General features: G+C 61.4%; 27 protein-coding genes. 14 read left to right on the plus strand and 13 right to left on the minus strand.

What is annotated here, in order from left to right; genetic code table 11:
• Positions 1-358: 358 nt before the first annotated feature.
• Complete coding sequence (gene glpD / locus UIB01_RS13745) at positions 359-1,894, plus strand: glycerol-3-phosphate dehydrogenase (RefSeq protein WP_038661502.1); 1,536 nt, start codon at positions 359-361, stop codon at positions 1,892-1,894.
• Positions 1,895-1,903: 9 nt separating this feature from the next.
• Here glpD and UIB01_RS13750 read toward each other — a convergent pair whose 3' ends face one another.
• Entirely contained in the window at positions 1,904-2,191 is a 288-nt protein-coding gene (locus tag UIB01_RS13750; protein ID WP_038661505.1) for a cell division protein ZapA, read from the minus strand.
• Positions 2,188-2,415, minus strand: a complete 228-nt coding sequence (locus tag UIB01_RS13755) for a hypothetical protein (protein WP_038661508.1) — start codon at positions 2,413-2,415, stop codon at positions 2,188-2,190. Before UIB01_RS13755 ends, UIB01_RS13750 begins: the two co-directional genes overlap by 4 nt.
• A gap of 138 nt (positions 2,416-2,553) precedes the next feature.
• Between UIB01_RS13755 and UIB01_RS13760 the strand changes: the two genes are divergently transcribed.
• On the plus strand, positions 2,554-2,853 hold the full coding sequence (locus UIB01_RS13760; RefSeq protein WP_256380638.1) for a peptidylprolyl isomerase: 300 nt from the start codon (positions 2,554-2,556) through the stop codon (positions 2,851-2,853).
• A 96-nt stretch (positions 2,854-2,949) separates the two neighbouring features.
• On the opposite strand, the gene UIB01_RS13765 is transcribed toward UIB01_RS13760, so the two are convergent.
• The gene (locus UIB01_RS13765; RefSeq protein ID WP_038661511.1) at positions 2,950-4,545 is read right to left on the minus strand and encodes a methyl-accepting chemotaxis protein; all 1,596 of its coding nucleotides are present in this window, start codon (positions 4,543-4,545) and stop codon (positions 2,950-2,952) included.
• 293 nt (positions 4,546-4,838) lie between these two features.
• On the opposite strand from UIB01_RS13765, the gene UIB01_RS13770 reads away from it, so the two are divergent.
• Positions 4,839-5,207, plus strand: a complete 369-nt coding sequence (locus tag UIB01_RS13770; RefSeq protein ID WP_038661514.1) for a SpoIIAA family protein — start codon at positions 4,839-4,841, stop codon at positions 5,205-5,207.
• Between the two features lie 81 nt (positions 5,208-5,288).
• Positions 5,289-5,750 (plus strand): DUF3597 domain-containing protein, encoded by a 462-nt coding sequence (locus UIB01_RS13775; RefSeq protein WP_038661517.1) that lies wholly within the window; start codon positions 5,289-5,291, stop codon positions 5,748-5,750.
• A gap of 40 nt (positions 5,751-5,790) precedes the next feature.
• On the opposite strand, the gene UIB01_RS13780 is transcribed toward UIB01_RS13775, so the two are convergent.
• The 3 genes from UIB01_RS13780 to UIB01_RS13790 all read right to left on the minus strand — a co-directional run bounded on the left by UIB01_RS13780 (position 5,791) and on the right by UIB01_RS13790 (position 7,764).
• On the minus strand, positions 5,791-6,207 hold the full coding sequence (locus UIB01_RS13780; RefSeq protein ID WP_038661520.1) for an HPF/RaiA family ribosome-associated protein: 417 nt from the start codon (positions 6,205-6,207) through the stop codon (positions 5,791-5,793).
• A 299-nt stretch (positions 6,208-6,506) separates the two neighbouring features.
• Complete coding sequence (locus UIB01_RS13785; protein WP_038661523.1) at positions 6,507-6,767, minus strand: hypothetical protein; 261 nt, start codon at positions 6,765-6,767, stop codon at positions 6,507-6,509.
• A 178-nt stretch (positions 6,768-6,945) separates the two neighbouring features.
• Positions 6,946-7,764: an inositol monophosphatase family protein gene (locus UIB01_RS13790; protein WP_038661526.1), complete on the minus strand. Its 819-nt coding sequence runs from the start codon at positions 7,762-7,764 to the stop codon at positions 6,946-6,948.
• A 247-nt stretch (positions 7,765-8,011) separates the two neighbouring features.
• Between UIB01_RS13790 and UIB01_RS13795 the strand changes: the two genes are divergently transcribed.
• Positions 8,012-8,407, plus strand: coding sequence for a DUF3597 domain-containing protein (locus UIB01_RS13795; protein ID WP_038661529.1), 396 nt, complete (start codon positions 8,012-8,014; stop codon positions 8,405-8,407).
• 52 nt (positions 8,408-8,459) lie between these two features.
• On the opposite strand, the gene UIB01_RS13800 is transcribed toward UIB01_RS13795, so the two are convergent.
• On the minus strand, positions 8,460-8,696 hold the full coding sequence (locus UIB01_RS13800; protein WP_003299299.1) for a DUF2789 domain-containing protein: 237 nt from the start codon (positions 8,694-8,696) through the stop codon (positions 8,460-8,462).
• Between the two features lie 121 nt (positions 8,697-8,817).
• On the opposite strand from UIB01_RS13800, the gene UIB01_RS13805 reads away from it, so the two are divergent.
• A complete protein-coding gene (locus tag UIB01_RS13805) occupies positions 8,818-9,750 on the plus strand; it encodes a 2-hydroxyacid dehydrogenase (protein ID WP_038661536.1) in 933 nt (310 codons plus the stop codon).
• 34 nt (positions 9,751-9,784) lie between these two features.
• On the opposite strand, the gene UIB01_RS13810 is transcribed toward UIB01_RS13805, so the two are convergent.
• The gene (locus tag UIB01_RS13810) at positions 9,785-10,993 is read right to left on the minus strand and encodes an ammonium transporter (protein ID WP_038661539.1); all 1,209 of its coding nucleotides are present in this window, start codon (positions 10,991-10,993) and stop codon (positions 9,785-9,787) included.
• Between the two features lie 280 nt (positions 10,994-11,273).
• A complete protein-coding gene (gene dgt / locus UIB01_RS13815) occupies positions 11,274-12,770 on the minus strand; it encodes a dGTPase (RefSeq protein WP_038661542.1) in 1,497 nt (498 codons plus the stop codon).
• Positions 12,771-12,875: 105 nt separating this feature from the next.
• On the opposite strand from dgt, the gene UIB01_RS13820 reads away from it, so the two are divergent.
• The 3 genes from UIB01_RS13820 (at position 12,876) to UIB01_RS23535 (ending at position 14,073) form a co-directional block, all read left to right on the plus strand.
• The gene (locus UIB01_RS13820; RefSeq protein ID WP_038661545.1) at positions 12,876-13,073 is read left to right on the plus strand and encodes a hypothetical protein; all 198 of its coding nucleotides are present in this window, start codon (positions 12,876-12,878) and stop codon (positions 13,071-13,073) included.
• 101 nt (positions 13,074-13,174) lie between these two features.
• Positions 13,175-13,783 carry an MOSC domain-containing protein gene (locus tag UIB01_RS13825; protein ID WP_230585316.1) on the plus strand — a complete coding sequence of 203 codons (609 nt, stop codon included), beginning with the start codon at positions 13,175-13,177 and terminating at the stop codon, positions 13,781-13,783.
• Positions 13,784-13,938: 155 nt separating this feature from the next.
• On the plus strand, positions 13,939-14,073 hold the full coding sequence (locus tag UIB01_RS23535) for a hypothetical protein (RefSeq protein ID WP_256044301.1): 135 nt from the start codon (positions 13,939-13,941) through the stop codon (positions 14,071-14,073).
• A 38-nt stretch (positions 14,074-14,111) separates the two neighbouring features.
• Here UIB01_RS23535 and UIB01_RS13830 read toward each other — a convergent pair whose 3' ends face one another.
• Positions 14,112-14,996, minus strand: a complete 885-nt coding sequence (locus tag UIB01_RS13830; protein WP_038661548.1) for an EamA family transporter — start codon at positions 14,994-14,996, stop codon at positions 14,112-14,114.
• Between the two features lie 214 nt (positions 14,997-15,210).
• Here UIB01_RS13830 and UIB01_RS13835 point away from each other — a divergent pair, with 214 nt between their 5' ends.
• Entirely contained in the window at positions 15,211-15,909 is a 699-nt protein-coding gene (locus UIB01_RS13835; protein ID WP_015277554.1) for a YebC/PmpR family DNA-binding transcriptional regulator, read from the plus strand.
• A 92-nt stretch (positions 15,910-16,001) separates the two neighbouring features.
• Entirely contained in the window at positions 16,002-16,346 is a 345-nt protein-coding gene (locus UIB01_RS13840; RefSeq protein WP_015277555.1) for a YajD family HNH nuclease, read from the plus strand.
• A gap of 23 nt (positions 16,347-16,369) precedes the next feature.
• Here the strand turns inward: UIB01_RS13840 and UIB01_RS13845 are convergent, their stop codons facing one another.
• A complete protein-coding gene (locus UIB01_RS13845; protein ID WP_038661552.1) occupies positions 16,370-16,801 on the minus strand; it encodes a universal stress protein in 432 nt (143 codons plus the stop codon).
• 137 nt (positions 16,802-16,938) lie between these two features.
• Between UIB01_RS13845 and UIB01_RS13850 the strand changes: the two genes are divergently transcribed.
• The 3 genes from UIB01_RS13850 (at position 16,939) to UIB01_RS13860 (ending at position 19,034) form a co-directional block, all read left to right on the plus strand.
• Positions 16,939-17,379 (plus strand): group II truncated hemoglobin, encoded by a 441-nt coding sequence (locus UIB01_RS13850; protein WP_038661555.1) that lies wholly within the window; start codon positions 16,939-16,941, stop codon positions 17,377-17,379.
• Between the two features lie 308 nt (positions 17,380-17,687).
• Positions 17,688-18,236: a non-canonical purine NTP pyrophosphatase gene (locus UIB01_RS13855; protein WP_038661558.1), complete on the plus strand. Its 549-nt coding sequence runs from the start codon at positions 17,688-17,690 to the stop codon at positions 18,234-18,236.
• Between the two features lie 6 nt (positions 18,237-18,242).
• The gene (locus tag UIB01_RS13860; RefSeq protein ID WP_038661561.1) at positions 18,243-19,034 is read left to right on the plus strand and encodes an SIR2 family protein; all 792 of its coding nucleotides are present in this window, start codon (positions 18,243-18,245) and stop codon (positions 19,032-19,034) included.
• 90 nt (positions 19,035-19,124) lie between these two features.
• Here UIB01_RS13860 and UIB01_RS13865 read toward each other — a convergent pair whose 3' ends face one another.
• Positions 19,125-19,640, minus strand: a complete 516-nt coding sequence (locus UIB01_RS13865; RefSeq protein ID WP_038661564.1) for a hypothetical protein — start codon at positions 19,638-19,640, stop codon at positions 19,125-19,127.
• Positions 19,641-19,910: 270 nt separating this feature from the next.
• A complete protein-coding gene (locus tag UIB01_RS13870; protein WP_038661567.1) occupies positions 19,911-21,848 on the minus strand; it encodes a sodium:solute symporter family protein in 1,938 nt (645 codons plus the stop codon).
• Positions 21,849-21,854 lie beyond the last annotated feature (6 nt).

The following is a 21,854-nucleotide window of genomic DNA, read 5'->3' on the forward strand; positions in this document are numbered from 1 at the left end:
ACGACGCCGAACCTGTAGCAGCGGTCTCGGCCGCGAATCGCAGCCTGCCGACAAACAGCCAATACGCGGCATCTACTGACTGAGCGCTCCTATGGTCCGCGGAGGAGCGCTGCCTTACGACGCTCCGCGCCGCGGCCTGGTAGGTGGCTCAAGGGGGTCGCCCCCAGGATGGGTAACCACCACAAGATGGATGCCGATATAAGCAGGCGCTCCGCTGTGCTCAACAGCAGACATCCCACCTGCACCTTTCGAATATTTTCCTTTTAATCAATTTCGAACATTTTTGCTTTCATACGGATTCTTTTACGAATAGCATGTTCAAAACCGAACATGATCTTTCGTTTCCGAGGAGAAGCCCGTGCCCCATTCCGCTCAGCCCGTCTCCGAGCTCTATGACGTCGCCGTGATCGGCGGCGGTATCAATGGCGTCGGCATCGCTGCCGATGCAGCTGGTCGCGGGCTGTCGGTGTTCCTTTGCGAACGCGACGACCTGGCCAGTCATACGTCATCGGCAAGCAGCAAGCTCATTCATGGCGGGCTGCGCTATCTGGAACACTACGAATTCCGCCTCGTCCGCGAGGCACTGGCCGAACGTGAAGTGCTGCTGGCCAAGGCACCGCATATCGTCAAGCCGATGCGTTTTGTGTTGCCCCACCGCCCGCACCTGCGCCCGGCGTGGATGATTCGCGCCGGTCTTTTTCTTTACGACAACCTGGGCATGCGCAAGAAGCTGCCGGCATCGCGGGGCCTGCGCTTCGGCAAGGAGAGCCCACTGAAGCCAGCCATCACCCGTGGTTTCGAATACTCCGACTGCTGGGTCGACGACGCGCGGCTGGTGGTGCTCAACGCCATGGCGGCACGGGAGAAAGGCGCGCACATCCTTACCCGAACCCAATGTCTGAGCGCCAAACGTGCCGGCGGTATCTGGCAGGTCGAGCTACAGAGCGAGGACGGCAGCCGCTTCTCGCTAAGGGCCAAGGCACTGGTCAATGCAGCCGGGCCCTGGGTCGCGCAGTTCATCGGCGAGAATCTGCAGCAGCGCTCGCCGTACGGCATCCGCCTGATCCAGGGCAGCCATATCATCGTCCCCAAGCTGTATGAAGGTGAGCAGGCCTACATCATGCAGAACGAGGATCGGCGCATCGTCTTCGCCATCCCCTATCTGGACCGCTACACCATGATTGGCACCACTGATCGTGAGTATCGCGGTGACCCAGCCAAAGTGAGCATCAGCGAGGAAGAGATCGCCTACGTACTGGGCGTGGCCAATACGCACTTCCGCAAGCAGCTCGAACCCAGGGACATTGTGCATACCTTCGCTGGCGTCCGGCCGCTGTGCGACGACGAGTCGGATAACCCCTCTGCCGTCACCCGCGACTACACCCTGTCGCTGGCCGCGGAAGAGAAGCAGGCACCGCTGCTTTCGGTATTCGGCGGCAAGCTGACCACCTACCGCAAGCTCGCCGAGTCGGCGATGGCGCAGCTCAAGCCGTTATTCCCGGCTATGGGTGAAAGCTGGACGGCGCAGGCGGCACTGCCTGGCGGCGAAGACATAAGCACGGTCGATGCCCTCACCGAAGAGCTGGTGGCCAAGGTGCAAGGGCTGAAACTGCCGTTGGCCAAGCGCTGGGCGACGCTCTACGGCAATCGGGTATGGCGCATGCTGGGCGAAGCGCGCTCGCTCGATGCACTCGGCGAGGACCTCGGTCAGCAGCTGTACGAGCAGGAAGTCGACTACCTGCGGCGCGAGGAGTGGGCAACCCAGGTGGATGACATCCTCTGGCGTCGCACCAAGCTCGGGCTGGCGTTCAGCGAGCCGGAAAAGGCCCGCCTGCAACGCTATCTGGCCGAGCAGCCGATCAGCAAAACCGCGCGCAGCAGCGACGCCGCGTGAGGTAGGCGATCAGCCCTGCGCGTCGAGCTGCTGAGTGATACGCGCGACGCTGGCTGCAATGCGCCGCTCGACGTCGTGCATCTGCTCATTTTGCTGCAGCAGCGGCACGCAGAGGTTCAGTGCAGTCAGCACCAGCAGCTTATCGCCAGTGGCGTTGGGAAATTGCCGTTGGCTATCGGCCAGGTGCCGCTGCAGCAGCGCGGTCGCCTCCTGTAACAGCGCGTCCTGGCTGGGCGGTGCGCGGAACGAGTATTCGCGGCCGAACACCTTGAGCACCTGAACGCCATCAGTCGTCATGCGGCGTTACTTCCAGCTGCGCGCTCCACCAGCGCCTGCAGCCGCGCCAGGGTAGCGCCCTGCTTGTCTTCCTGTTCCAGCGCAGCCAGTTGCAGGTTGTCGTTCTCCTCTCGCGCCTGCTGCAGCTGTTGCTCAAGCAAGGCACAGTGCTCGCTCAGGTTCTGGTTGCGCTGCAGCAGATCGTTGATGACGTTTTCAAGCTGCGCGAGGGTGGTATCAAGCATGGTGCGTTCTTCCAGGTCCGGTGAAAAAGCGCGCGAGAGTACCCGAAAGAGACGCTGTAGGGGGCCTTCATTACGCCCCCAAGGCCATATCGGCGCGGTCGCCAATATCGGCAGTTTGCGGTAGCCTCAACGGCCTATCTGAAGAGGAGAGCTACCATGGCACGTGCCACTGCCCGCCACATCCTGGTTTCCACCGAAGCCAAGTGCAACGAACTGAAAGCCGCCATCGAGGGCGGTGCCGACTTCGCCGAGGTCGCCAAGGAAAACTCCAGCTGCCCGTCCAGCCGTCAGGGCGGCGACCTCGGTTCGTTCGGCCCCGGCCAAATGGTCAAGGAATTCGACACGGTGGTGTTCAGCGCCCCGATCAACGTTGTTCAGGGTCCGGTGAAGACGCAATTCGGCTACCACCTGCTGGAAGTGACCAGCCGCCAGGACTGATCCCTCCATCCCTGCACTGAGGTGCAGGGATTTTCCGCGTGACGCCGGTCAGGCGCCCCTCTCCTGCAGCACTCCCCCGCTACGCCTGCCTGCGGCTCAACACTCCAGGCGAAAACGCCCAGTCAGCGCCTTGAGGCCTTTCATGCTCTGCATGATGGTATTGCCTGACGTCGCCGTGTCCTGAGTGACACCAGCGGCCTGGTCGGCAACCTGGGCGATGCGTGTCAGCGACTGGTTCATGTCCTCGGCCACCTGTGACTGCTCCTCGGCCGCCGTGGCGATCTGATTGGTCATGCCGCGAATGGTCTGCACCGCACCGACGATCTGCCCAAGCGCATGCTGCGCCGCTTCGATCTGGGTGAGCGTCACCGAGCTGCTCTGCCGCGATGCATCCATGGCATGACCGGCGCGGGTCGCCTGGCTCTGCAGGCGCTCGACCAGCACGCTGACCTCCTTGGCCGAACTCTGCGTGCGACTGGCCAGGCTGCGTACTTCGTCGGCAACAACGGCGAAACCGCGACCCTGCTCGCCAGCACGCGCCGCCTCGATAGCGGCATTGAGTGCCAGCAGGTTGGTCTGCTCGGCGATCCCGCTGATCACGTTGAGCACCTTGCCGATCTCGTGGCTGTCCTGCACCAGCTGCTGCATGACGTCGGAGAGGCTGTCGACATGACCACTCAGGGTGCGGATGGCGCCAACCGACTCATTCATTACTGCGCTGCCGGAGTTGGTTTCCTGCTCGGCGACATCCGCAGCATTGGCGGCCTCGACGGTGCTGCGTGCCACCTCATGCGAGGTCGCCAGCATTTCGTTCATAGCGGTGGCGACCTGGTCGATCTCCGCCTGCTGCCCTTCCACGTTGCGTGCACTGTCACCCGCCAGCCCGGCCATGCGCACGCATTGTGCGTCGGCTTCATCCGCTGCTTGGCGCACGCCCTTGATCATTTCGCCCACCTGCCCCAGCAGACGGTTGTAGGCCAGAGTGATCATGCCCATTTCGTCATCGGCATGACGCACCTGCAGCGGCGAGGAAAAATCGCCCTGGCTGACCTTTTCCAGGCGACCGCGCAGCTCATCGATCTGCAGCATCAGCCAGTTCATGCCTGCAATTCGCCCGAGGATAACCAGCAGCAGAATGCACAGCGTCGAACCCAAGGCGACCCAGAGTTGCTGGGAGGCACTGCGATTGGCCTCGGCGGATATCAGCAGCACCACCTCGTTGGCCGCGGCAAGGATGTCGTTGGAGTCGGTGGCAATCGCGTTCACGTCAGCACTCTGACCCGCAGCCAGAGCCTGTATGGCGGGCCGGTAACGCTGCCAGATCTGGTCGACGCGCTGCAGATGCGGCTGCGCACTGGCCAGCTCGACGCGGGGGATGCCCTGAGCTCGGTCGCCATTGAGCAGTAGTCGATGCGACTGCTCGAAGCGCTGGATGGTCTTCTCGACGTCAGCCGGGCCGCCGATACCGCGTGCGGCCAATAGCGCCTCCTTCATCATCTTCTGGCTGAGCATGCGCTGGGCACCGGCCATGTCGATCTGGCTGGCGTCCTTGCTCGACATGAACAGCACACCAGCCGTCAACGCCGCGCACAGGAAGATCAGGCTGTAGGAAAAGAAAAATTGCAGATTGATGGTGCGTAGGCCCAGCCCGCGCAGTACGGACTGGATGACGTTCGCCAAGGTGCTGGTCATGGAAGGTTTCCAACTGCAGAAAAGCAGGAAAGAAGGCGCCGCCAGCACTCGCTGGCGGCGCAGTTATCTCGTTTCTCGGCCGACCGAAGGGCAACTTGACGCCGTTGGTCGCTCTTCTGGAAGCCAGACGCGGCGCGGCTTTCGGGCATTTCTGGAGGCTCACGGATCGGCGCCGCGCATGCTGATCCAAGTCAAGAAAGACGTTCGCGATCCGCTTTTTTTTGGCCCGTTCTCCTCGCGGCGGCTATGGTCAGATGACATCCGGACCACCCGCAGAACCCGAGGGACTCGTCATGTTTCAGGTATCGCGCAGAAGCGAAAACCGCATCGATGTCGATTTTTCCGGCAAGCTGGACAGCGAGGCCATGCGCAGCGCGCTGGATGATCTGCTGTTCAAATCCGAAGGCATCAGCCATGGCCGGATGCTCTACCGCATCGGCGATTTCGACCTGCCCACGTTGGGCGCGGTTGGAGTGGAACTGTCCCGCCTGCCGCAGCTTTTCCGCTTCATTCGCCGCTTTGACCGTTGCGCTGTGATAGCCGGCAAGGAGTGGCTGCGCAAGGCCAGCGAAGTGGAAGGCGCGCTGATTCCCGGGTTGACCATCAAGGCCTTCGACCTGGATCAGGAAGCAGAAGCCGTCGCCTGGCTGGAGCACGGCTAGTTAGGTAGTCCGACCTATGGAAGCGAATGTCCGGCCCTGTGTTGCTGTCGAATGCGGACACCAACAGCACGGAGAATGGACATGGGACTTTTCGACTCGATCAAAGCCAAGCTCGGCCTGGGCGATGTCTCCAACGAGGCGCAATCCAAGGCCGATGTACCTCCGGCCGATGCCGAGCGGTCCAGCGCCGAAGGCATCACGCTGAGTGACCGGCCGAGCACCACTGACAACGCAACCATCGCACCGCACAAGGACCTGAATCAGACGCGCGGCACCGCCAGCGGCATTGATGTGGTGGCGCAGCTGGAAGCCAAGGCGGCACAGCATCCCGAAGCCCTCAACTGGCGCACCTCGATCGTGGATCTGCTGAAATTGCTCGGTCTGAACAGCAGCCTGGAAGCACGCCGTGAGCTGGCAACCGAGCTCGGCTGCCCACCGGCAGAAATGGCGGACTCGGCGCAGATGAATATGTGGCTGCACCGCGCGGTGATGAAGAAACTGGCTGAGAACGGCGGCAGCATTCCGCCGGAACTGCTGCACTGAGGGCGAAGGGCCTTCCTCGCAGAAGGCCCTTGTTTGAGGCTTAGGAGTTGCGGACCTGCTCGTCCGCCAGGAAGTCTTCCTCCAGCAGCGCATCGCGGCCGGCTACGGCGGCACCGTCGATCATTTGCGGTTGGCCACCAGCGCGCTTGCTGCGCAATTTACCGAACTGATGCGCCAAGGCGTTGTTGAGCTTGTCCACAGCACCGTCGACAGCCAATTCAAGCGACTCGGCCTTGTGCGTGACGGAAATCGGCTGCAGCCCCTTAGGGCGCGCTTCGATCTGGCAGCGTTTGTCATGGGCGCCGGCCTTGTCACCATTCTCATCGTTGAGGTGCACGACGACGCGGGTCAGCTCGTCGTCGAACCGGTCCAGCTTGCCTGCGACACTGGCACTGACCCAATCCGCCAGACGGGCACTGCCTTCAATGTGGTTATCGCTATGAACCTGGATTTGCATAAGTCGTCCTTACTTCCGCTTATGAGCACCACCTTTTCAGGTGGCTTGGTAATAGCTATGCCACCGTTTCGCTGAATAAGCAACGCCTAAGATGTCGCCGAAGCTGTCCAGCTCGGAGTGATTTTGGCTTTGCTATCTGAAACTTAGCGCGATCGCTGCCATTGCTCGCGCGAAGGCGCAAAGATGGCGTACAGGCCGTAGGTGAAACTATTTGTGTGCGGCGCGGCACGCCGCGGCCGACACGCTTCGACTGCGTCGGATGGGTGGCATCCGACGCATGAGGGATTGGTCCGCGACTACTAAGCTGCCCGTTGGTACAACTCCCGGCCGTGGTCGAGGTGCTGGTCGACCAGCCACTTGCCGTGGGCCATGGACAGTCGCTGAGCCTTTTCCAGCTCATCCATGAAGGCGTGCTCGAGCGGTAGCGGCATGCGACGGGTCGTGTGCCCCGCGGGGTCGGTGATCCGGCAACCACCAGCCCAGGGTGTCGGGGTGCCGGGATATTCCATCACCTCGGCGGTGATGAGGTGGTCGCGGTAGGTGCATTGCATCATGCTCATGATCGTTACCTCGCTCTGTGCGGGCAGCCATCAGAACACACAGGTGGTTCGGGCCTGATGGCTGCCGATATCCCCCTGTAAACGGGCCGATTTCGCCGGCCCAATGCGTCAGAACGGTATAGCACAGGCTGTGCGGCCTGTGCCGACTAGCACAGAGGGGTCGACGAACGCGATCGACTCAGGCGTCCAGCGAAGGACCGATGAGTTCGCTCAGCTGCCGATACACACCAGGCGCCGCCACCAGATAGGGGTTACCCCTGAGCAAGCCAGCATTACGGAAGAAGTCGTTGCGCAGCCCGCCCGCCTCGGCCACGAGCACCAGCCCGGCCAGGCAATCCCAGCTCTTGAGTTCGGTTTCGTAGTAGCCGATCAAGCGCCCTGCAGCGACGTAGGCGGTCATCAGCGCGCCGGAGCCGTTGCGGATGAACATGCCGCCTTCGGCCAGAAGTTTTTCCAGAAACGGGATGAAGTGCTCCTTGCCGCGGGGATGAAAGGTGCCCGCGCCGGTCAGCCCTTCGCGCACATGGGTCGCGGCGCTGGCCTTGAGCCGGGTCTGATTGACGTAAGCGCCGCGGCCGAGGCAGCCATGGAACAGCTCATCATGGTTGGGATCGGCGATCGCACCGATGAAGGGCTCGCCGTCGACCAGCAGGCCGATGGACACGCACCAGTTGTGCAAACCGTTGACGAAGCAGGCCGTACCGTCGATGGGATCGATCACCCAGACGCAGCGCGCCTTGAGATCCGCTGAACCGCTCTCCTCGCCAAGAAAGCCGTCCTGCGGGAACTGCTCGGCCAGCCGGGCACGGATGAAATCTTCGATGTTCTTGTCAGCAATGCTGACCACGTCCTGCTGGTCGCTGCCCTTGTGCTCGACGGCCAGTGTCTCGCGCCGCCGGTAGAAATCCATGCCCAGCCGCGCAGCTTCCAACGCGAGATTTTTGGCGCAGGCGTAGCGGGCATCGATATCGAGGTCGTGTTGGGTCGGCTCGCTCATAGTAGGTCCCGGAAACAGAAAACGGCATTCTAGGCAGGCTGCGGTTACAGCACGAGCGTGCTGGAAACCGAAAGCGCAGCGGCGAAGCCAGCGCAAAGCGGTGGATGACCAGTCCCATGCGGGGCATTTCGGGCCTGAACTCTCACGTCACCCGCCGGGCTGGGGCACAGCTTGCGCGACGAATCGATACACAGGCGGTCCTATTCTGCGAGCCACGGCTCATCATTCACGCAGCCAGGAGACCCCCATGGGCTTTTTCAACTCGATACTGGAAAAGATCGGCCTCGGCCAGGCACATGCCGCGCCGGCTAGCACTGCACCTACGACACCACCCGAAGCCTCGACCGGCGGCGCAGGCGCGCCCGCCACCCCGGCTGTCGATCAGGTCGACGTTGCCGCCAAGCTCGACGGCATGGCGCACAACCACCCGGAGAAGCTCAATTGGCGTACCTCCATCGTCGATCTGCTGAAACTGCTCGGCCTGGACAGCAGCCTGACGGCGCGCAAGGAGCTGGCCACCGAACTGGGCTGCCCGGCTGACAAGATGGGTGACTCGGCACAGATGAATATGTGGTTGCACAAGGCGGTGCTGAACAAGCTGGCCGAAAACGGCGGAAACGTCCCGGCCGATCTGCTGGATTGAATTGCATACGGCAGAACCAGGCTGCGTCGCTTGCCGCAGCCTGGGCCGACGATCAGTGCTCGTGCATACGCACGTTAAGCTCGTCGACGATTGGTGCCCACTCCGCATCTTCGATCCACTCATCACGCAGCAGCGCACGCTGCGACTCATTCCAGACCGGCGCGTCGGCCAGACGGACGTCTTCCGGCAAGCGTCCATGTTTGCCAATGAATGCGTCGATACTGGCAGGATCGGACGCCAGACCGAGCTGCTCGAACAGGGTGCCAAGGTCTTTGTTAGGTAGTTCCATGGTGCTCTCCTAGGGGCTCGTTTACAGGCCGAAAGGCGCGTCGCGCGCATTCCGCTACTTGCCTATTCAGAGGCCCTGCGGCTGAGTACAGTTCCGCCCGTACCCACGAGGAACCATCTGCATGCACATACTGCTTTGCGGCAGCTTCGACGATGATGAGCGCGACGCCTGGCTCGCAGAATTGCAGGATGCCCTGCCAGACGCCCACTGGCACCTGACCGTGACGCCAGCCGATGCTGAGCTGATTACCGCAGCGGTGGTCGCCAATCCCCGTCCGGGCTCGCTGCGAGGGCTACCCAACCTGCGCCTCATTCAGTCGCTGTGGGCCGGAGTGGATCGCCTGCTGAGCGACCCAAGCCTGCCCGACGTGCCGCTGGCACGCATGGTCGATCCAGCCATGAGTGCGGCCATGGCAGAAACCGCGCTGTGGGCGACGCTCTCGCTGCACCGGCATTTCTATGCCTACGCCCGGCAACAGCACGCGCGCGACTGGCAGCAGCTGCCACAGCGGCGTGCCGATGAGATTCAGGTAACGCTGCTTGGCACCGGCCAGATGGGCCGCGTCTGCGCCACCCGCCTACTGGCGCTGGGGTATCGAGTGACTGGCTGGAACCTGCACGGCGGCACAGTGGAAGGCCTGTCGCTGGAGCATGGGGAGGACGCGCTCTGGCCGCTACTGGCCCGTAGCGACATCGTCATCAACCTGCTGCCCTTGACGGCACAGACCAGCGACCTGCTGGATCAGCGCTTCTTCGCCGCCCTGCGTCCCGGCGCCGGACTGATAAACCTCGCGCGCGGCGGGCATCTGGTCGAGGCTGATCTGCTGCAGGCCCTTGCCTGCGGCCAAGTCGGCCATGCGGTGCTCGATGTTTTTCGCAGCGAGCCGCTGCCGTCAGAGCATCCATTCTGGAGCCATCCTCAAGTAACCGTGCTGCCGCACGTGGCAGCCGCAACGGACATGCGCAGTGCTGCGAGAATCGCCGCACGCAACCTGCTGGCACTGCGCGACGGGCATCCGCTGAGTGATCTGGTGGAACGCAGCCGCGGCTACTGAAGCGCGGCTGCGCCGGCACGCTGCATCCGGCGCCTCAATCCTGGCTGAGCGCGCCGATTCGGTGAATGGAAAGATCCGCGCCGTTGAATTCCTCTTCCTGGCTCAGGCGAATGCCTGTCGTCAGCTTGAGCAGACCATAAACGCCGAAGCCGCCCAGCAATGCCACCAGCATGCCCAGGCCGCTACCGATCACCTGACTGATCAGGCTCACACCACCCAGCCCGCCCAGTGCCGCCTGGCCGAAGATACCGCAGGCCACTCCGCCCCAGATCCCGCACAGGCCGTGCAACGGCCATACACCCAGCACATCGTCGATCTTCCAGCGGTTCTGCGTGGCGGTGAATGCCCAGACGAACAACGCCCCGGCGATAGCACCGGTGGCCAGCGCGCCGACGGGATGCATCAGGTCGGAACCGGCACAGACCGCCACCAGCCCGGCCAGCGGCCCGTTGTGCAGGAAGCCCGGATCGTTGCGCCCGGCTAGCCATGCCGCAGCCGTTCCCCCGACCATTGCCATCAACGAATTGACGGCGACCAGCCCGCTGATGCCTTCGAGGGATTGCGCGCTCATCACGTTGAAGCCGAACCAGCCAACGATGAGAATCCACGAGCCCAGAGCTAGGAATGGGATATTCGACGGCGCGAAAGCCACCAACCTGCCGTCCCGATAACGACCGTTACGCCGCCCTAGCAGAACCACCGCACCGAAGGCCAGCCAGCCGCCCATGGCGTGCACCACCACGGAGCCGGCGAAGTCATGGAAGGATGCACCGAACTGGTGCTCAAGCCAGGCCTGAAGGCCGAAATTGCCGTTCCAGATCAGCCCTTCGAAGAATGGATAGACGAACGCGACGATTAGCAGCGTTGCACACAGCTGCGGACCGAAGCGCGCGCGTTCGGCAATGCCGCCGGAGATGATCGCCGGAATAGCCGCAGCGAAGGTCAGCAGGAAGAAGAACTTCACCAGCGCGTAGCCATGGTCCAGCACCAGCTGATCCGCTGGCTGCATGAAGGTGACGCCATAGGCGACCCAGTAGCCGATGAAAAAGTACGCCAGGGTGGACACAGCGAAATCGGTGATGATTTTCGACAGGGCATTGACCTGATTTTTCAGGCGCACCGTGCCGACTTCGAGAAAGGCGAAGCCGGCATGCATGGCCAGCACCATCACCGCGCCAATCAGGATGAACAGGGTATTGGAGCCGTGAACCAGGGTTTGCACGGCACTGTCGAGGTTTTCCATGGATGACTACAGCCTCAGCGGGTACTACGCACCAAAACGGTAATCACACCCGAGCGCACGCACCGAGATGCATCACTGCGCCATGGCTGATTACCGTCACCTGCAGCCGGAGTTCGCTTCGAGCATGCTGCCCGAGCGTCATTAATCCTTTTTAATCAACAGATTAGGGATTTTACCGGTTTCCCGCCGTGCGCCATTGCGGGGCTTGCACGACGACTGCTGCACCGAGCCATAGCAATGCCCGTACCAAGCGCGGCGACGGCCTCGGTGCAGCGCACGGTCAGAGTGCAGAAAGCGCGCGGTATTCGTCCTGGGCCAGCTGGTCGGTCATACCGCTGATGTAGTCCTGCAGCATGCGGTTGCGGTAGTAGAACTCCCACAAAGGCCGATCCATCGATTGCTCGCCATGGTCCTTGAGCGCTTCGTAGTAGGCCTTGACCAGCTGGTTGGGCAGGCGCCGAGCAAGCATCTGCAGGTGAGGTTCGCTGCGGCAGGTGCCGAGGGTGAGTGCATCGAACACCGTTGCCGGCACGCGCAGCAGCGGCGCATAGAACTCCAGCAAGCCCTGGAGAATGCGATAGCCCTGCAATTGCAGCGTTTCCACCTCGCGGTGGCAGAACACCTTGTCCATCGCGACATCCTTGAAGGTCTGCACGATGGCGTTGGCCAGGCTGTCGTCCTCCAGCAATGCACGGTCGAGGGTGCCGTGATAGACGGCTTCGATGTTGTCGACGAACTGCCGCGCGGCATGTTGCACCAACGGATGGATCAGGCTCACACGCAGCCAGATGAAAAACTCGCCAGCCTTGTTGATCGGCTCCTTGTGCGCCCGCTCAAGCGCATAATTGACCATGCTGCGAAAGCTGCGCTCAGGCCCCGGCACCGGTGCATCCACTGAACCATGCAGGGCGAACTTGTCGAGCAGCAGCTGCGCCAGCTGCTCGATACTGAAGATGCCCTTTTCCACCGAGTCTTCGATATCGGCCAGGCAATAGGCGATGTCATCGGCGGCTTCCATCACGTAGGCCAGCGGATGTCGCGTGCACGGCTGCATGTCCAGCGTGGCCTGCAGGGTACGCACGAAGGGCTCCTCGGACAGGTAAAAGCCGGGCTTCTTCAGCAGGTAAGCGCCAGGCGTGCCCTTCGCCGGTTTGGCCTGATAAGCGGGACGAACGTATTTGAGCAGGCCGGCGGTCTGCGTATAGGTCAGGTTCAGCCGCTGCAGCGAAACCACCAACCGAACCGCCTGGGCGTTGCCTTCGAAGTGCTTGAGATCGACCAACATCCGTTTGCGCAATTCGGCATCGCCCTGCTCCGGCGTCACAGCGGCGTTGAACAGCGCGTCGAGATTGCGCTCGAACCACTCGCCGATGGCGTACTCACCAAAATGGCCGAACGGGGGATTGCCGATGTCGTGCATCAGGCAGGTCATCTCGACCAGACTCTGCAGCGCTGGCTCGAGTCCGTCCAGGCCAAACTCGGCAGCCCTGTCGCCAAGCTGCTTGTAGAGCGTGCGAACGATGAAGCGGCCAGTCTGCTGCACTTCCAACGAATGCGTCAGGCGGCTGCGTACTGCGGCATTGCGTTCCAGCGGGAATACCTGGGTCTTCTGCTGCAGGCGACGCACCGCAGCCGAGTTGATGATGCGCCCGCGGTCACTCTCCAGCTGGTCCAGCACGACGTCGAGGTTGCCGTCGCTGGCCCGTTGGCCCGCTTCGGCCTTGCCATAGGGACGCTGGCGGGAGATTTTTTGTTTGAAGTTCACGGACACTGACATGCATCGTTCTCGTGGCGCGAAAAAAGAGCCATCGAGCCTAACGCGAGCGTTACGGGTTTACCATCGCCACTCCTTTCATCGCCAGTACCGCAATGGAGACGATTCGTGAGTCGAGCAGATTTCCATCAGAACAACGCCGAGCGCGCCCGCGCTGAAGCCCAACGGCTGCTGGACCAGCAAGCGACACTTGGCTCGCGCTGGTTGGCCTGGGTCGCCACCGAGCTGTATCAGCTCAGCCCGCCGGAATACACCGCAATGGTGCGTCGCGAGCTGGAGCGGCTCAACCAGGCGCAGCAGCCTTGAATGAGCGCGTAGCGACCACCCCGCTGCAAAGCTGGACCGTCAGCGGCCCGCTGCGATGCGAACAGTTTTCGCCACTGCCCGGCAGTAGCAAGGCCACCGCCATGGACAAACACGCGAGCACCGGCCCGCTCTGGCTGGGAATGGCGGGTTTGCAGGGCGACCGGGTCGCCGACCAGCGCTTTCACGGCGGCCCCGATCGCACGCTTTGTCATTACCCGACGCAGCATTACGCTTACTGGGCCCAACGTTTCCCGCAGTTGCGCACTCGACTTGGCCTCGGTGCATTCGGCGAGAACCTCGGCAGCGAACAGCTGGATGAGCATCAGGTATGCATCGGTGATCGGCTGCGCTGGGGAACTGCACTGATAGAAGTCAGCCAGCCGCGCTCGCCTTGCGTCAGGCTGGACAATCGCCACGGCGTGCGAGGCCTGGCGCGCGAGCTGTCGACGAGCGGTCGCACCGGCTGGCTCTACCGCACCGTCGAGGAAGGAGCGTTGCACCCGGGCGACAGGTTGCAACTGCTGGAGCGGCCGCACCCCGCCATCAGCGTCGCGCATGTCTGGCATTGTTTTCTCGATCCAATGCTGGCTGACGAAACATTGCTGCAACTGGCCGAGCTGCCACGCCTTGCCACACACTATCGGGCAATATTCCGCCAGCGCTACGACGCTCGTCGCAGCCAGCGCGACCAGCGCAGCCTGTTCGACTGAGCCCAACGTAAAGCAGTGCGTGCATTGCAGCGCAGCAGTGCCATACTGCAGCGGTCATGGAAGACACTAGGCCGGAAACAGGCTTCGCTCCAGCGGCGACAGTCAGGCCTTCGCACATCAGGAACCTGTCCAGCCAGCAATCAGAGGTGAACACCATGAGCAAGGGAATGGACGCAAAAAAGAACGGCAAGAAAAAGCCGATGAAAACGGCGCAAGAAAAACGTATGGCCAAGCGCGACAAGAAGGGTGGCTCCACCACGCTGCTCGGCGCTCACGCCGCCACCCATTGAAGCCAGTTACTGCTACGCCCGGTCTGACGCCGGGCGTTTCAGGCCCTAACAAGGCGCAGCCGACCGAATAGCCAGCCGCCGCAGACGTTCACCGCCAGCCCGAGCATCACCAGCAACGCCCCGCCCAACTGCAGCGATCCCAGTCGCTCCCCCAGCAGTACGCTGGCCGAGGTCAGCCCGACCACCGGCACCAGCAGCGAGAATGGCGCCACCTGATTCGCCGGATAGCGCGACAACAGGCGACTCCACAGGCTATAGCCAAGAATCGTCGCGCCGAAGGCCAGGTACACGAGCACCAGAATCGTCTGCCAACCGATGCCGCGTAGCGCGGTCTCGATGACCTGCGGCCCTTCGAGCCATAGCGACAGCGCCAGGAATGGCAACGGCGGCACCAGACTGCCCCATACCACCAGACCGACCAGGTTCACCTTGCCGACCTTGCGCGTGACGATATTGCCCAGCGCCCACATGGACGCCGCACAGATCGTCAGCACGAACCCGCTGAGGGTCATTCCCAACCCACTCTGCGCACCGATCAGCGCCAGGCCACAGGCCGCTATGACCAGCCCCAGCAGATTGGCTGCGCGTATCCGCTCGCCGAGAAACATTGCGGCGAAGAACAGCGTGAAGAATGCCTGCGACTGCAGCACCAGCGACGCCAGCCCGGCCGGCATGCCGTGCTTCATGGCGGTGAAGAGGAAGGCGAACTGCCCGAGCGAGATGGTCATTCCATACGCCAGCATCCAGCGCAGTGGAACCTGCGGCCGTCTGATGAAGAACACCGCCGGCACCGCAGCCAGCATGAAACGCAAGGCGCCGAGCAGCATCGGCGGTACGTCGTGCAGACCAACCATGATCACCACGAAGTTCATGCCCCAGACGACGATGACGACCAGCGCGAGCAGCAGATCCCGAGGCGACATGGTGACGCACCTTGTTACGTAAAAGAGCATTAAAGACGCCGCCCCCGGTGAGCGCTCCATACAGTGACGGCGAAATTGAGCGGCACAGTCGCCAGCACACCGTCGATCGGCCCATGACAGGCCCTAGCACCCCGCTCGCCCGCCACCGGCGACGAAACCCGTGCGGACGCTATAGAATCCGCGCCTGACTTCATCACTTCAGACGGGGACGAGCATGGGCGCACAGTGGAAAGCGAAGCATAAGGAAGCAGCGGCGAACGCCAAGGGCAGGATCTTCGGCAAGCTGTCGAAGGAAATCATGATCGCAGCCCGCAGCGGTGCCGACCCCGACATGAACCCGCGTCTGCGCCTTGTCGTCGAGCAGGCGAAGAAGGCTTCAATGCCCAAGGACACTCTCGAGCGCGCAATCAAGAAAGGCGCCGGCCTCAGCGGCGAGGTGGTCCACTACGAACGCACCCTTTACGAAGGTTTCGCACCGCACCAGGTTCCGCTGATCGTCGAGTGCCTGACCGATAACGTGAACCGCACCGTTGCCGAAATCCGCGTGCTGTTCCGCAAGGGCCAGCTGGGCTCTTCCGGCTCGGTAAGCTGGGACTTCGACCATGTCGGCATGATCGAGGCGGCGCCTCAGGGCGACGCCGACGCCGAAATGGCCGCGATCGAGGCCGGGGCGCAGGATTTCGAAGCAGCGGATGAAGGCGCCACGCTGTTCATCACCGAACCGACCGATCTCGACGCCGTCTGCAAAGCCCTGCCGGAGTTCGGTTTTACCGTGCAATCCGCGCAGCTCGGCTATCGCCCGAAGAACCCGGTCAGCCTCTCCGGTGCCGAACTGGAAGAAGTCGAAGCCTTCCTTGAGGCCATCGACGCCCACGATGACGTGCAGAACGTCTACGTCGGCTTGGCTGGCTGACCGCTATCGGCTTAACTGAGGGCCGTTCCTGTCCCACTCTTGGTGACGGGCACACGGCCTTTGAAGAACAAGTAATCCGGCGAGGATTGACGATGAGTACCAGCAAGCCCACCACGCCCTATAGCCAGCGCGAGCAGGGCTACCGGGAAAAAGCACTGAAGATGTACCCGTGGGTGTGCGGGCGCTGCGCCCGGGAATTTTCCGGCAAGCGTCTGAGTGAATTGACGGTCCATCATAAGGACCACAATCACGACAACAACCCCGAGGATGGCTCCAACTGGGAGCTGCTCTGTCTGTATTGTCACGATAACGAGCACTCTCGCTACACGGACAACCAATACCAGGCCGAAGCCCGCCCCGGCAGCGATCTTGGCCCGAAAGAAACCTTCAAAGCCTTCGCCAACCTGGCCGACCTGCTCAAAGGCAAGCAGGGCTGATCGACCAGGGCTGGCATCTCAGCTCATTTGACCAGTAGCACCGGGACCGATACCTCGTGGATCACCCGGTTCGCTACCGAACCCAGTACCAGCCCGGTGAAGCTACCCAGGCCGCGGGTCCCCATCACTACCGTGTCGCAGTCCAGTCGCTTAACCGCATCGGCGACCTGTTCGGCAACGTTGCCCATCAGCGCATGGGTTTCACAGCTGAGGCCGGCGCCCTGCAGCACGGCAGCCGCCTCGTCCAGAACGGTACGTGCCTTGGCAATCAGACTGTTGTTGAGCTCGTCGTACATGGCCGCAGTGAAATATTCGCCATAGATGACCGGCTCATGTTGGACGTTGACAACATGCACCTGCAGCGCCATCCCTGTGTCCCGCGCCAGGTCGACGACGTATTGCAGAGCACGCTTGGCGTTGTCCGAACCATCGTATGCAATCAGAAGCCTGCGCATGTTGCTGTCTCCGCTATTGTGTGGAATTTCAGCTTAGACCAGCTAAGGCTGCCCTGTCGGCACTGGTTGCACTTGTCTTGATCTGGGGCAAACGCGCATCATCGCGCGCCTCTTTCAACAAGCCAGGGATAAGCCTGATGACCTCCGCTCAAGAACCCGCGTTCGGCGTCGGTGACGCTTCATTCCAGGCTGCAGGCGGCGAGTCGGGACTGCAACAGCTGGTCGCTGACTTCTATCAGGTGATGGAAGAAGCACCACAGGCGGCGATTGTTCGCGCCATGTATCCAGATGACGTGAGCGAAGCGCGGGATCGCCTCGCGAGCTTCCTCAGCGGCTGGCTGGGTGGGCCGAAGCGTTACGCCGAAAAGTACGGTGGCATCAGCATTCCGCAGTTTCACACCCGCTGGCAAGTCGGCGAAGCCGAGCGCGACGCCTGGCTGTTCTGCATGGAGCAAGCCATCGCCCGCCAGCCATACACGCCGGAATTCGCCGAATACCTGCTCCGCCAGTTGCGCGTCCCGGCCGAGCGCATCCGCCAGGTGCAAACGGCTTGCCCGGCACGTCCTGGCCAGAGCTGAGCAGCACAATCAGCAATTGCTGCCGACCACTCGCCTTGCCGGCGCCTTGCATCCAGTCGGATCACGCATGGATCCGTGCGGCTCAGCCAGCGGCCGCAACCAGCCTGATGCGGCCCCCGCTCGCTACAGCGAAAATATCTCCACGAGTCCTGCCGAGAGGAGCGCGGTGACGCTGGGCGCTTTAGGCGGCTGCGCTTGCTGTCATCCGTTCAACGGCGAACCGAGTCGCCCACCTCGCGTCATACAGACATGGCAGCCGTCGCAAGCGGCTACACCAGCCCGCCGAACAACGGGAGTTGGCTCGTTCCATGAAAATCCGCTTTGCGTCCATCAACCAGCAGAAGATCCGCGAGGTATGCGAGATTCTCGAGCCGAGCGGAATCGAGGTGAAACCCTTCCCGATCCGTATCGAGGAGCTGCGCACGGAGGACCTGCAGCAGCTGGTCAGCGATAAGCTTCTGGCCGCGTTCAAACTGATCGGCAAACCGGTATTCGTCGAACACACCGGGCTGTTCATCCATAGCCTCAACGGCTTTCCCGGAGGCCTGACGCAGATATTCTGGGACAGGCTGCAGGCCGAGCGATTTTCGGAACTGATCGGGCGCCTGGACGATCCCGCCGCCGAGGCACGAACCCTGATCGGCTATTGCGACGGCCGCAAGCGGCACTTTTTCGAAGGGATCGTCGCTGGGCGAATTGCGCCATCACCCGCCGGTCATGGCGGCTTCGAATGGGACGATGTATTCATACCCGAAGGTCAGCACCAGACATTCGCCCAGCTGGGCAAGCAGAAGAATGGGCTGTCCATGCGACGGCACGCTCTGGATGCCTTCGTCACGTTCCTGCGGGAGGCCTGAACTGCCATGGACCAGCTCCGCGAGGCGTACAAGAACAATCAGCTGATCCTCTTCGTCGGCTCCGGCGTGTCTGCCAATATCGGCCTGCCGCCGTGGAAGGAGCTGATCGATGAGATCGCCGTGCAGCTCGACTACGACCCGGAGGTTTTCAACACCTATGGCAACTTCCTCGCCCTGGCCGAGTACTACCGGATCAAGAAAGGCAGCATCGGTCCGCTACGCAGCTGGATGGACCGCGAGTGGCATCGCAACATCGAAATACGTGATTCGGAGATTCACCAGTTGATCGTGCGTGGCCGCTTTCCGGCGATATACACCACCAACTACGACCGCTGGCTGGAGTATGCCCATGACGCGCATGGCGTGGATTACGTCAAGATCGCCAACGCCAGCGACCTCACCAAGGCCCGCGACGGGGTCAGGCAGATCGTGAAATTTCACGGGGATTTCGATGATGACGCATCTATCGTGCTCGACGAAACGAGCTACTACCAGCGGCTGCAATTCGAAACTCCGCTGGATATCAAATTGCGTGCGGATACGCTCAGCAAGGCCGTTCTGTTCATTGGTTACAGCCTATCGGATACCAATATCCGCTTGCTCTTCCACAAGCTTTCGAAGATATGGAACGAACACGAAGCGCTGGGTGTGCGGCCTATTTCCTATGTGTTCTCACACAAGCCGAATCCGGTACAAGAGGAAGTTCTGCGGCAATGGGGCATTCGCATGATCGCATCCGAAGACGATGACCCTGGCGTGGCGCTGAAGAACTTTCTACAGCAACTTACCGAAGCCTGAATGAGTCACGACAGAACAAACGGAACGGCGCTTACCGAAGAAAGCAGTTGAATATGCGCGATGCCACGAAGGGCACCGCGCACGCTTGGATCAGTAGTTGAAGCCAATACCGATACTGTAGAGGAACACGCCGTCGTCATAACGATCCTGCGCATCGCTGCCGCTCTTGAACAGGAACTGGTATTCCGCCATGGCGGTAATGAATGTCTTGTCCTGAATCCAGTACTTGAAGCCGATTTCCGGCCCCGCCATGAAGGTTTCGTCAACCCGATCACCGTAGACGCCGCCAACGCTCGCGCCAATGAAGGGCCGCGCCTTGCCTGTGCCAAAGTGATAATCGTAGAAGACACGTGTCGAGCCATCGAACTTGACACTCTCGCCTTCACTGTCTCGTGCATTGATAGTTTGCCTTACACCCCAGAGGGACGACTCACTAAGGTATTGCCCCCAACTGCCCTGCACGGAGAAAACAGTATCGTCGAAATCCTTGTCACTGCTCCCCGCACCACCCAGGGTAATTTCCTTGTCACCGCTCATCGGGGCCGCGCCGGCAATAGCCGGGAGCATTGCGGCAATCATCAATGAAGTTTTGAATAGTCGGTTCATGACGGCACCTCTGCTTTTATGCTTGTTTGAAATACGCAATAACTATGCGTAGTCCTGAGACAAGCATGCAAAAGAAATGGTTGCCCAAAGAATCGACGAATGACCCGTATTTCATGAAAAACTATAGAAAAATGATCTAATCCGATGATTCTTATCATTTTATGTATACATACAATATTGCCTTGATATCATTTTTCATCGCTTTCCGATATTAAATTGCCACCTCAATTTTTAACTATCAATTTATATAAATATCAACCATAACCAATATCAGACTGCAACATCAGCGCGCTCTGACTGTAATTCGAGCGTATCTTCTTCGTGCTGATCATCGAAGTAACGGCTGAATGCGAGATACATCCATACCGGCATCAATGCCATTCCAATCGCGATGCATGTCCACGCCAGGGCCGCGCTACCGCCTGGCTGCGGAAACAGCAGCCGGCCCACACCGATCAGTAGCGTGAACACGGACAAGGCAGTCACAGCCACGGCAAACAGCCTCACGCCCAGGGCCTTGAGCGATTCGCGGCGCGTTACACCGCAGCGCATGGCGGTCTTGCCCCAGAAGCCGAACGGACGAACCCTGCGGTAGAAGCGATCCAGCGTCTGCTCGTCTGTAGGAGGCGTGATATAGCTGACCAGAATTGCAGCGGTGCACGTGACCAGCGACATGATGCCCAGACGAATCCACTCCCGCTCCGGATCCGTGCCGAGGAAGTAGAGCAGCAACGGCGCTGTTATCAGGGATGCGACCATCGCGGTCAGCTCGGAATACAGATTGATACGCTCCCACAACCAGCGCAGCACCAGCACCGAGCCCATGCCCGCGCCGAACAGCAGCGAAATGAACCACGCCGTCTGGATCGACCCGAGGTTCGCCATGATCACCATCGCGATCAGCAGGATGAGCACGTTGGATAGACGTGCGACCAGCACCAGCTCCTTGTCCTTCGGCTTGCGCTTGAGCAGCTTCGGCGCAACCACGCCGCCGTAGACGTCATTGCTCCAGTACGACGCCCCCCAGTTCAGGTGTGTATCGACCGTTGACGCCAACGCGGCCAACAGGCCCACCAGCATCAGCCCGCGGAAGCCCGGCGGTAGCAGCTCATCGATGCCGGTAACGAACAGTGCCTCGCGGGCAGCCGTGAAGCCCTCGCCGTTCATTTCTTCAGGGCTGAACGGATAGAGCACCAGCAAGCCGATGGCGATCGCCAGCCAGAACAGGCTGCGCAGGAAGATCTGCAGCCAGGTGAACACCAGGCCCGCAATCCGCGCTTCGCGATCGGTCGGGCAGGCCATGCTGCGCTGTGCCAGGTAGCCGGTGCCGTCCGAATTCATCTGGAACAGCCACTGCAAACCGACAATCACCAAGAACGGCATGAGCGCCTCCCCCGCATTGCTTGGTGGTGCGAACGAAAGCATTTTGGCCGCCTGCTCGCTGCCATACAGCTCAACGATGCGATCCGTAAGACCGCCCAGACCACCCGCAGCATCGACTACGAACCATGCGTAGGCCAGCGTACCGAGCATAGCTACGCTGAACTGCATAACGTCGGTCTGAACTACTGCGCGCAAGCCGCCAGTAATCGAATACATGGCGGTAAAGGTCAGGATCAGCAGGATGGAGATCAGGTTGTTGGTGCTGGTCGTCAGCTGATCGAGCCCGCTGATACTCTCGCCCAGGCGAATCCCGCTGGACTCGACCGCCCCCATGATCACCTCGTAGGCCCCGCCAGGCAGCCACTCATGCCAGGGCAGGAATACTTCAGCAATGCGGATGGCGGCCACCAGTACCATCGCCAGCACCACGCAGTTGATCACGGTGCCGTAATAAATGGCCTTGAACAGCCGCAGCGGCACCACCGCGGGGCCGCTGTAACGCACCCGCGTGAGTTCGGCATCAGTGAGCACACCGGCACGGCGCCACCCTGAAGCGAAGACCCAGGCCAGTAAGAGGAACGCCAGCCCGTAAATCCACAACCGCCAGAGTGCAAACACGCCCGCGGTAGCGACGAGACCACTGACCAGCAACGGCGTATCCGCGGCGAACTGCGTGGCAGACATCGAGACGCCGGCACGCCAGCCTTTGATGGTCCGTCCGGCGAGAAAGTATTCATGCAGGCTCTGCGAGGCTTTGCTGCGCGCACGCATGCCCGCTGACAGGCCGTAAAAGACGAAGGCGAGCACGATCAATAGATCCAACATGTTGTT

This window comes from Stutzerimonas decontaminans, assembly GCF_000661915.1.
Lineage (GTDB): Bacteria > Pseudomonadota > Gammaproteobacteria > Pseudomonadales > Pseudomonadaceae > Stutzerimonas > Stutzerimonas decontaminans.

Excerpts from the sequence above, each read along its gene's own strand:
- UIB01_RS13750 (WP_038661505.1), bottom strand. The coding sequence starts at position 2,191 with ATGACGACTGATGGCGTTCAGGTGCTCAAGGTGTTCGGCCGCGAATAC.
- UIB01_RS13755 (WP_038661508.1), bottom strand. The coding sequence starts at position 2,415 with ATGCTTGATACCACCCTCGCGCAGCTTGAAAACGTCATCAACGATCTG.
- UIB01_RS13765 (WP_038661511.1), bottom strand. The coding sequence starts at position 4,545 with ATGACCAGCACCTTGGCGAACGTCATCCAGTCCGTACTGCGCGGGCTG.
- UIB01_RS13770 (WP_038661514.1), top strand. The coding sequence starts at position 4,839 with ATGTTTCAGGTATCGCGCAGAAGCGAAAACCGCATCGATGTCGATTTT.
- UIB01_RS13775 (WP_038661517.1), top strand. The coding sequence starts at position 5,289 with ATGGGACTTTTCGACTCGATCAAAGCCAAGCTCGGCCTGGGCGATGTC.
- UIB01_RS13780 (WP_038661520.1), bottom strand. The coding sequence starts at position 6,207 with ATGCAAATCCAGGTTCATAGCGATAACCACATTGAAGGCAGTGCCCGT.
- UIB01_RS13785 (WP_038661523.1), bottom strand. The coding sequence starts at position 6,767 with ATGAGCATGATGCAATGCACCTACCGCGACCACCTCATCACCGCCGAG.
- UIB01_RS13790 (WP_038661526.1), bottom strand. The coding sequence starts at position 7,764 with ATGAGCGAGCCGACCCAACACGACCTCGATATCGATGCCCGCTACGCC.
- UIB01_RS13795 (WP_038661529.1), top strand. The coding sequence starts at position 8,012 with ATGGGCTTTTTCAACTCGATACTGGAAAAGATCGGCCTCGGCCAGGCA.
- UIB01_RS13800 (WP_003299299.1), bottom strand. The coding sequence starts at position 8,696 with ATGGAACTACCTAACAAAGACCTTGGCACCCTGTTCGAGCAGCTCGGT.
- UIB01_RS13805 (WP_038661536.1), top strand. The coding sequence starts at position 8,818 with ATGCACATACTGCTTTGCGGCAGCTTCGACGATGATGAGCGCGACGCC.
- UIB01_RS13810 (WP_038661539.1), bottom strand. The coding sequence starts at position 10,993 with ATGGAAAACCTCGACAGTGCCGTGCAAACCCTGGTTCACGGCTCCAAT.
- dgt (WP_038661542.1), bottom strand. The coding sequence starts at position 12,770 with ATGTCAGTGTCCGTGAACTTCAAACAAAAAATCTCCCGCCAGCGTCCC.
- UIB01_RS13825 (WP_230585316.1), top strand. The coding sequence starts at position 13,175 with ATGGACAAACACGCGAGCACCGGCCCGCTCTGGCTGGGAATGGCGGGT.
- UIB01_RS23535 (WP_256044301.1), top strand. The coding sequence starts at position 13,939 with ATGAGCAAGGGAATGGACGCAAAAAAGAACGGCAAGAAAAAGCCGATG.
- UIB01_RS13830 (WP_038661548.1), bottom strand. The coding sequence starts at position 14,996 with ATGTCGCCTCGGGATCTGCTGCTCGCGCTGGTCGTCATCGTCGTCTGG.
- UIB01_RS13835 (WP_015277554.1), top strand. The coding sequence starts at position 15,211 with ATGGGCGCACAGTGGAAAGCGAAGCATAAGGAAGCAGCGGCGAACGCC.
- UIB01_RS13840 (WP_015277555.1), top strand. The coding sequence starts at position 16,002 with ATGAGTACCAGCAAGCCCACCACGCCCTATAGCCAGCGCGAGCAGGGC.
- UIB01_RS13845 (WP_038661552.1), bottom strand. The coding sequence starts at position 16,801 with ATGCGCAGGCTTCTGATTGCATACGATGGTTCGGACAACGCCAAGCGT.
- UIB01_RS13850 (WP_038661555.1), top strand. The coding sequence starts at position 16,939 with ATGACCTCCGCTCAAGAACCCGCGTTCGGCGTCGGTGACGCTTCATTC.
- UIB01_RS13855 (WP_038661558.1), top strand. The coding sequence starts at position 17,688 with ATGAAAATCCGCTTTGCGTCCATCAACCAGCAGAAGATCCGCGAGGTA.
- UIB01_RS13860 (WP_038661561.1), top strand. The coding sequence starts at position 18,243 with ATGGACCAGCTCCGCGAGGCGTACAAGAACAATCAGCTGATCCTCTTC.
- UIB01_RS13865 (WP_038661564.1), bottom strand. The coding sequence starts at position 19,640 with ATGAACCGACTATTCAAAACTTCATTGATGATTGCCGCAATGCTCCCG.
- UIB01_RS13870 (WP_038661567.1), bottom strand. The coding sequence starts at position 21,848 with ATGTTGGATCTATTGATCGTGCTCGCCTTCGTCTTTTACGGCCTGTCA.